At 43.2% G+C, this 7,562-nt stretch carries 7 protein-coding genes; 1 reads left to right on the plus strand and 6 read right to left on the minus strand.

From position 1 onward, the window contains the following. Window positions 1–149 precede the first annotated feature (149 nt). From trpA to trpD, 3 genes are all read right to left on the minus strand, one after another. Window positions 150–920, minus strand: coding sequence for a tryptophan synthase subunit alpha (trpA, locus tag VF500_RS22735; protein ID WP_330861870.1), 771 nt, complete (start codon window positions 918–920; stop codon window positions 150–152). Between the two features lie 109 nt (window positions 921–1,029). Next, complete coding sequence (locus tag VF500_RS22740) at window positions 1,030–2,838, minus strand: bifunctional phosphoribosylanthranilate isomerase/tryptophan synthase subunit beta (RefSeq protein ID WP_330861871.1); 1,809 nt, start codon at window positions 2,836–2,838, stop codon at window positions 1,030–1,032. A gap of 3 nt (window positions 2,839–2,841) precedes the next feature. After that, complete coding sequence (gene trpD / locus VF500_RS22745; RefSeq protein WP_330861872.1) at window positions 2,842–3,831, minus strand: anthranilate phosphoribosyltransferase; 990 nt, start codon at window positions 3,829–3,831, stop codon at window positions 2,842–2,844. Between the two features lie 293 nt (window positions 3,832–4,124). On the opposite strand from trpD, the gene VF500_RS22750 reads away from it, so the two are divergent. Then, window positions 4,125–5,069 carry an ion channel gene (locus VF500_RS22750; protein WP_330861873.1) on the plus strand — a complete coding sequence of 315 codons (945 nt, stop codon included), beginning with the start codon at window positions 4,125–4,127 and terminating at the stop codon, window positions 5,067–5,069. A 95-nt stretch (window positions 5,070–5,164) separates the two neighbouring features. On the opposite strand, the gene VF500_RS22755 is transcribed toward VF500_RS22750, so the two are convergent. Genes VF500_RS22755 through recR form a run of 3 tightly spaced genes read right to left on the minus strand, consistent with a single transcriptional unit; the run spans window position 5,165 to window position 7,429 of the window. Further along, on the minus strand, window positions 5,165–5,980 hold the full coding sequence (locus VF500_RS22755) for an SDR family oxidoreductase (RefSeq protein WP_330861874.1): 816 nt from the start codon (window positions 5,978–5,980) through the stop codon (window positions 5,165–5,167). Continuing rightward, window positions 5,967–6,800: a glycosyltransferase family 2 protein gene (locus tag VF500_RS22760; RefSeq protein ID WP_330861875.1), complete on the minus strand. Its 834-nt coding sequence runs from the start codon at window positions 6,798–6,800 to the stop codon at window positions 5,967–5,969. The genes VF500_RS22755 and VF500_RS22760 overlap by 14 nt, the downstream gene beginning before the upstream one ends. Window positions 6,801–6,802: 2 nt before the next feature. Further along, window positions 6,803–7,429, minus strand: a complete 627-nt coding sequence (gene recR / locus VF500_RS22765; protein ID WP_330861876.1) for a recombination mediator RecR — start codon at window positions 7,427–7,429, stop codon at window positions 6,803–6,805. Window positions 7,430–7,562 lie beyond the last annotated feature (133 nt).

Genomic DNA, 7,562 nt, shown 5'->3' on the forward strand with positions numbered 1-7,562 from the left:
AGCGGGCTCTTAAAGGCCCCAAGGGTTATACGGGGTGTGTAATTTGCCCTGTTTATTCCGCTAATATCTTACTTCTCATCGCAGAGCACGTCATCTCATTTTTTTTCAGGAGAATCCTGATGGTTACTCGCAATGACGGTTGGTAAATTTTACGGCCTTATCCCCTTCACAAACCCATCAATCTTATCAATATAATTTTCTTCTCCTAAAAGCTTTACAAACCTGCTGCCTATGATGGCGCCGTTAGCGTAGTTACATGCTTTAGCAAAGCTGCTGCTATCGGTGATACCGAACCCAATAATAGTTGGATTTTTTAACTTCATTGCAACAATGCGTTTATAATACTCCTCAACACTATCGCTTAATTTCAGGTTATAACCTGTTATGGTTGATGATGATAGCAGGTAAATAAAGCTGTTGCTCAAGTCATCAATTTTACGGATGCGCTCTTCAGATGTTTGAGGTGTTACCAGGAATATGTTACTCAGGCCGTTATCAATAAAATATGACGAATACATCTTTTCATATTCATAAATAGGCAGGTCGGGAACGATAATACCATCTACGCCAACCTCAGCAGCTTTTTTGCAAAAACGCTCGATACCGTACTGGGCAATGGGATTAAAATACCCCATAAGCAAAATAGGAATACTTACCCGGCTGCGCAGCTCGGCCAGCTCTTCAAACAAAACTTTCAGGCTCATGCCGTTTTCAAGCGCAACTTCCGAGCTATGTTGAACAGTTGGGCCATCGGCTACCGGGTCGGAATAAGGGAAACCGATCTCCAGGAAATCAGCACCTGATTTTTCGAGGGCTTCGGCAATATCAACCGTGGTATTTAGTGCCGGGTAACCGGCGGTGAAGTATATAGATAACAGGTTGTTATTCTTTGATGCAAAAAGCTTGTTTAAACGGTTCATTGTATGTTAGGTTTGTCTGAACTCGAATTAATCAAATTTAATGATTGAGCAGAATTTTAGAATTCAATTAATTCCTATAATTCGATTAATTCGAGTTCAGACGATTTTTTTAATAGCCGAAATATTTAATATAAGTATCCAGGTCCTTATCTCCCCTGCCCGAAATGCAGATCACCACATTATCGTTGGCCTCAAACTTCATTTTCTCCAAATGGGCCAAAGCATGAGCTGTTTCAATGGCCGGGATGATTCCCTCCAGCTGGCAGCAAAGCAAACCTGCCTGCAAAGCCTCATCATCGGTAATACTCACATACTCGCCGCGATGGCTTTTAAATAAATGAGCGTGCTGCGGACCAATACCAGGGTAATCCAACCCTGCCGAAATGGAATAAGGTTCAACAACCTGTCCGTCTTCGGTCTGCATTAAAATGGTACGGCTACCGTGCAATACACCTTCGTTTCCTAAAGCCGTAGTAGCTGCTGATTCGCCGCTGTTAACGCCTTTACCGGCAGCCTCAACTGCTACCAGTTTTACATTTTCATCATCTAAAAAATGATAGAACATGCCCATAGCATTACTGCCGCCGCCTACACAGGCCAGTACATATTGCGGCAACTCGTTACCTGTATGCTCCAGAAGTTGTTTTTTTGTTTCGGCCGAAATAACGGATTGGAAACGGGCCACCATATCAGGATAAGGATACGGGCCAACTACCGAACCTATGATGTAATGGGTATCAACCGGGTTACCTATCCAATCGCGAAGGGCCTCATTGGTGGCATCTTTAAGCGTTTTACTGCCAGATGTAGCCGGTACCACCTTAGCGCCCAGCATTTTCATACGCGATACGTTAGGGGCCTGGCGGGCCATATCAATTTCGCCCATGTAAACCACACATTCAATGCCCATCAGTGCACACACAGTAGCAGTTGCAACACCGTGCTGTCCGGCGCCGGTTTCGGCAATGATGCGTTTTTTACCTAATCGCTTAGCCAACAGGATCTGGCCTATGGCATTATTGATCTTATGTGAGCCGGTATGGTTCAGGTCTTCACGTTTAAAGAAGATATTAGCGCCATATTTTTCCGAATACCTTTTGGCATGATACAACGGAGAAGGGCGGCCAACGTAGTTTTTCAGCAGATCATCAAATTCGGCTTTAAAATCATCACTATTTATGATATTGAGGTATTGCTGCCTTAATTCCTCCACGTTAGGGTATAACATTTCGGGGATATATGCCCCCCCAAAATCGCCGTAATAACCTTGTTCGTTAACTCCGTATTTCATCTGTTGTTTTTTATTATTGATGATGTTAAATGCCTGTTGTAATTTTTCAATATTCTTTAAGCCCGGTTCAATCTCAAACCTGCTGTTAAGATCAACCCCATAAAATTGGGGATGTGTGATGTTTTTAACCTCCGCTATATTTTCCGGGCCTATCCCCCCCGATAAAAAGAAAGGGACCTCCAGTTTATATTGATCAAGTATAGCCCAGTCAAACGTTTTGCCCGAGCCACCGTACTCCTTCGTTTTGGTATCGAACAGGAAAAGATCAACATTGTTCGCATAATCTTTTAACTGTTCAAAATCAAAGCCCTCGTTAAGGCCGAATGCTTTGATCACGGTTACCCTGCCTTTAAAAGCGGCACAAAACTCCGGGCTTTCATCGCCATGAAGCTGAATTGCATCAAAACCGTATTCAGCAATCAGCTTTTCAATATTTTCGGCACTTTCGTTTACAAAAACACCAGTTTTTTGAATGGTAGCGGGTATAGCTTGTAGCGCATCAACAGGCAGACCAGCCATATACCGGGGCGATTTTCCGTAGAAAATAAAACCCAGGTAATCGGGTTGCAAAGCGGTAACCGCTTCAATATTGTCAGGATGTTTTAAACCGCAAACCTTTATTTTCATGACTTAGTTTTGCAACAATGTATTAAAGCTTTTCAGCGCCTTTTTACCAAGCAACGCTTCCTCGGCCTCATAAAAACAATCACCAAAAGTTTTTTCCGGGCCGATGGTTTTTATAGCCAGTGCAGCATTAGCCAGCACTACGTTATTTTGGGCAGGAGTACCATCTCCTTTAAGTACATTACTAAATATGGCTGCGGAAGCTTCAACGGTATCACCGCCGATGATCTCTTTAGGATCGAGCAATTCAAAACCGAGGTCCTCAACGCTATTGATCTTCTCCCCATCGGCCGAGAAAGTTTTGAAATCGCAGGTCAGCGAGATCTCGTCGTAACCTTCCAGGGCGTTTATAATGGTATATTTTGTAGTTGATTTTTGGTACAGGTAAGCGTACACACGGGCAAGCTCCAGGTTAAATACACCTACCAGCTGATTATCAGGTTTAGCCGGATTAACCATTGGGCCCAGCATGTTAAAGAAAGTTTTAACACCCAGCTCCTTGCGGATAGGCGCTACAGTTTTCATAGCCGGGTGGAAAAGTGGTGCATGCAGGAAACAGATATTGGCTTCATCGGTACTGCGTTTCAGCTCGTCGATATTATTGGTAAACTGATAACCAAGGTACTCCATCACATTAGATGAACCGCAACCTGATGATACACCGTAATTACCATGCTTGGCAACCTTATAACCAGCTCCCGCAACAACAAATGAAGCAAGCGTTGAGATGTTGAAAGTATCCTTACCATCGCCACCTGTGCCGCAAAGATCGATCAAGCCGTCGGTTTCCAGGTCGACCGGCAGACAAAGTTCCAGCATCGCGTCGCGAAAGCCTTCCAGTTCTTCAACAGTGATGCTTCGCATGCAATACGCCGTCATGAAAGCGGCCATTTGCGCGTTGTTGTACTTACCCTGCGCAATGTTCATCAAAATGCCTTTAGATTGTTCCCTGCTAAAGGTTTTGTGCTCAAAAAGATGATTCAGTATCTGTTTCATGTGCCCCCCAGCCCCCTAAAGGGGGAGTTAAAAAAGTGTTTATTTACCCCTCGCTAATCACTCCCCCTTTAGGGGGCCGGGGGGCGTGCAATAAAAAAAGGGTTGCCGTATGGCAACCCTTTTTGAATATATTTTTTAAACAAACATGGAATTGCCTTACGATTACTCGTTAAGCCACCACCAATTGTTGTTTAATTTGTTCATTGTTACTTGTTGGCACAAATATGGAAATAGTTTTTATAAAAACAAACAGAATGATAAATTTACCATGAAGCTCATTGCTTTTATATAACATGGCGATACGTAAAGAGAAAATTAACCCCGAAGACGATCTTGGTTTTGGTACCCAGCCGGTTATTAAAAGCCAGCCGGTTATTAATAAAGATGGTACTATTAACGTAAAACGTACCGGTCTGCCGTTTTTTACTACTTCAAACAACTACCACTCGCTTATTACCATGAGCTGGCGCAAGTTTTGGCTCATTGTTTTTAGCACTTATTTTACTGTAAACATCATTTTTGCACTCATCTACGTTTCGTTAGGACCCGATGTACTGGACGGCAAAAGCGGCAATACCGATTTTGATCGTTTTATGGATGCCTTCTTTTTTTCGGCACAAACCATATCAACGGTAGGCTATGGTCATATCAGTCCCAGGGGCATGATTCCCAATACTATTGCCGCGCTCGAATCAATGATGGGACTGCTCGCCTTTGCTTTGGCTACGGGCTTACTTTATGGTCGTTTTTCGCGGCCATCGGCCAAGATCATGTATAGCCGTAATGTGCTTATTGCCCCCTATCGTGATGGCGGCAAAGGATTAATGTTTCGCCTTGCAAATGAACGCAGAAATATTCTTATCGACCTGGAGATGGAAGTTGTTTTCAGTTATAACGATGAGGAAAACGGCAAAACGGTGCGTAAATTTTTCCAACTGGAGCTGGAACGTAAACGGGTAAGTATCCTCACCCTTAACTGGACAGTAGTTCATCCCCTTGATGAAAATAGCCCGATAAAAGATATTACCCATGAAGAACTTGAGCGCAGGCAGGCCGGCTTAACGGTTGGCCTGAAAACTTTCGATGATACTTTTTCACAAACCATTCATTCACGCACATCATATCAATACGATGATTTTATATGGAATGCTAAATTTAAACCAGCCTTTGAGCGCGACGAAACAGGTCGTGTTATTTTGGATCTGAGCAAGATTAGTGAGTATGATTTAGTTCAATAGTTCACTGGTTCATTTGTTCATTGGTAAATGCCGCTATTCAATATCACGATACCAACACGCACACCAATGAACTATTGAACTAATGAACAAATGAACTACCTCAAAAGAGGGTCCCGCTCCTTAGTAAAATGCTTATAAACCATTTTGTCTAAAAATGCCGGAATAAATTTGCTCAAGGCTACAGTCAATTTGCCTTGTCCTGTTAGGGTTATTGTGCGCGAGCGGCTTTCAATGGCATCAACAATGTTTCTGGCCACTTCATCGCTGCTCATCATTTTCTGTTCTTCAAGGGTGCTTTCGCCCTGTTGCTTGCCTTCACTGTTTAAAGCCGAATTGCGGATGTTAGATGCTGTGAAACCCGGACATGCAGTTAATACATGTACACCGGTTTTGAGGTTTTCGACCCTCAATGAATCTAAAAAACCATTCATGGCAAACTTTGAAGCCGAATAGCCTGAGCGGCCCGGCAAACCTTTGTAGCCCGCTATGGATGATACACCTACTATGCTGCCTTTGGTTTTGGTTATTTCGGGCAGGGCATACTTGATACAGTTTACCATCCCCCAAAAGTTAACATCCATCACCTGTTTAAGCACCTCCACTTTGGCATCTTTAAATAATGCGCGCATGGTAATGCCTGCGTTATTAACCAGCACATCCATTTTGCCAAAAGTTGTTAGGGTTTGTTTAATGAGGTGGGCACAATCTGCCTCGTTAGTTACATCGCATTGTACAGCAAGGGCTTTTATTTGATACTCCTTTTCCAGTTGTTCGGTAAGCTGGCAAAGGGTAACATATTGTCTTGCAGCTAACACCACAACGGCGCCGCGTTTAGCACATTCATAAGCAAGTGATTTTCCGATGCCCGACGAAGCGCCGGTAATTATAACAACCTTATCATTTAACTTCATACGAAGGAGGAATTAGCTGAGGGATGCCTTCCACCTTAAGTTCGGGCACCTTAAATAAATATTTGGACGCGAAGATAATCATCGCCCCATAATATTCCTTAATGTGTATCCAGCTAAATTTAACCTTATTTTGAATGTTAAAATTGATGATATATGTTTTGGGGAAATAGTAATTTTTAAACCCGGCAAGCCTGATGCGGTATGAATAATCAATATCATAGCCATAGGTATGAAAACGCTCGTCCATTAATCCTATTTGATTAAGCGCATCTTTACGCAACAGCATAAAAGCACCATTGATAATGTCCGATTCGGAAGTTTGAAACTCTTCAACCCAATCTTTACTCTGCGGACTCGTGAGCCTTGATTTTGAAAAATGTTTTGCCAGGCCGGTCAACTTGAAAAAGGTTTCCCATGGTTTGTTAAAACCACGTTTTGATTCCTTCAGAAACTTACCTTCGGGAGTTATCATACGTACACCTAAACCTCCGGCATCGGTATGCATTTCCATAAATTCAAGCGTCTTCTCAATGGTCTTCTTGCCTGTAATTGTATCCGCATTGACCAGTAAAATATACTCCCCTATAGCCAGTTTAAGAGCATGATTATAGGCGCGAGCCATGCCGTCGTTTTTATCGTTGGCAATAACTTTTACGTCAGGAAATTCAGTATTAAGCATAGCTACCGACTTATCTGCCGAAGCATTGTCGACCACAAAAACCTCGTGACTAACGTCCTGGGCAGCCCTGACCGCTGCATTCAGGGCAATTCTGAGCAGGTTGCAGGAATTATGGCTTACAACAACTATAGATAGTTTCATGCTTACTTGGATAGTGAATTTTCGTACGGAACACGGGTAGCTATGGAACGACCCAGAGTTATCTCGTCTACATACTCTAATTCACCACCAAAAGCTATGCCACGAGCTATGGTTGTAATGGTAATATTGAAACTTTTTAATTTTTTATGAAGATAGAACAGTGTTGTATCACCTTCCATAGTGGCGCTGAGGGCAAAAACCACTTCTTTCACCTTATTATCATCTGTCAGCTTAAGGCGCTCAACCAGGGTATCCACCTGCAGATCTGACGGCCCAACGCCATCCATCGGCGATATTAAGCCACCAAGCACATGATAAACACCATTAAACTGATTGGTATTTTCAATAGCCATCACATCGCGGGTGTCCTCAACCACGCAAATGAGGCTATGATCGCGGCGGTGCGATGAGCAGAGCTCGCAAACCTGTTGGTCAGATATATTATGGCAAACGCGGCAGAACTGTATTTCGTTACGAAGCTTGGTTACCGCGGTACTGAATCGTTCAACATCCTGCTTATCCTGGTTAAGTAAATGCAGCACCAAACGCAGGGCGGTTTTTTGACCAACACCCGGTAATTTGGCAAATTCGGCTACAGCATTTTCCAGTAATTTGGACGAAAAATTCATTGTGCGAAGGTAAATATTTTTTATGTGATTGTTTCTTCTCTGCATCTATCCCACATGTCATTGCGAGCGCAGCGTGGCAATCGCATGCTATACAGGGCGGGTATGCTTCCGTGCGGTTGCCACGCTATCGCTC

This window comes from Mucilaginibacter sp. (assembly GCF_036383575.1).
Taxonomy (GTDB): domain Bacteria; phylum Bacteroidota; class Bacteroidia; order Sphingobacteriales; family Sphingobacteriaceae; genus Mucilaginibacter.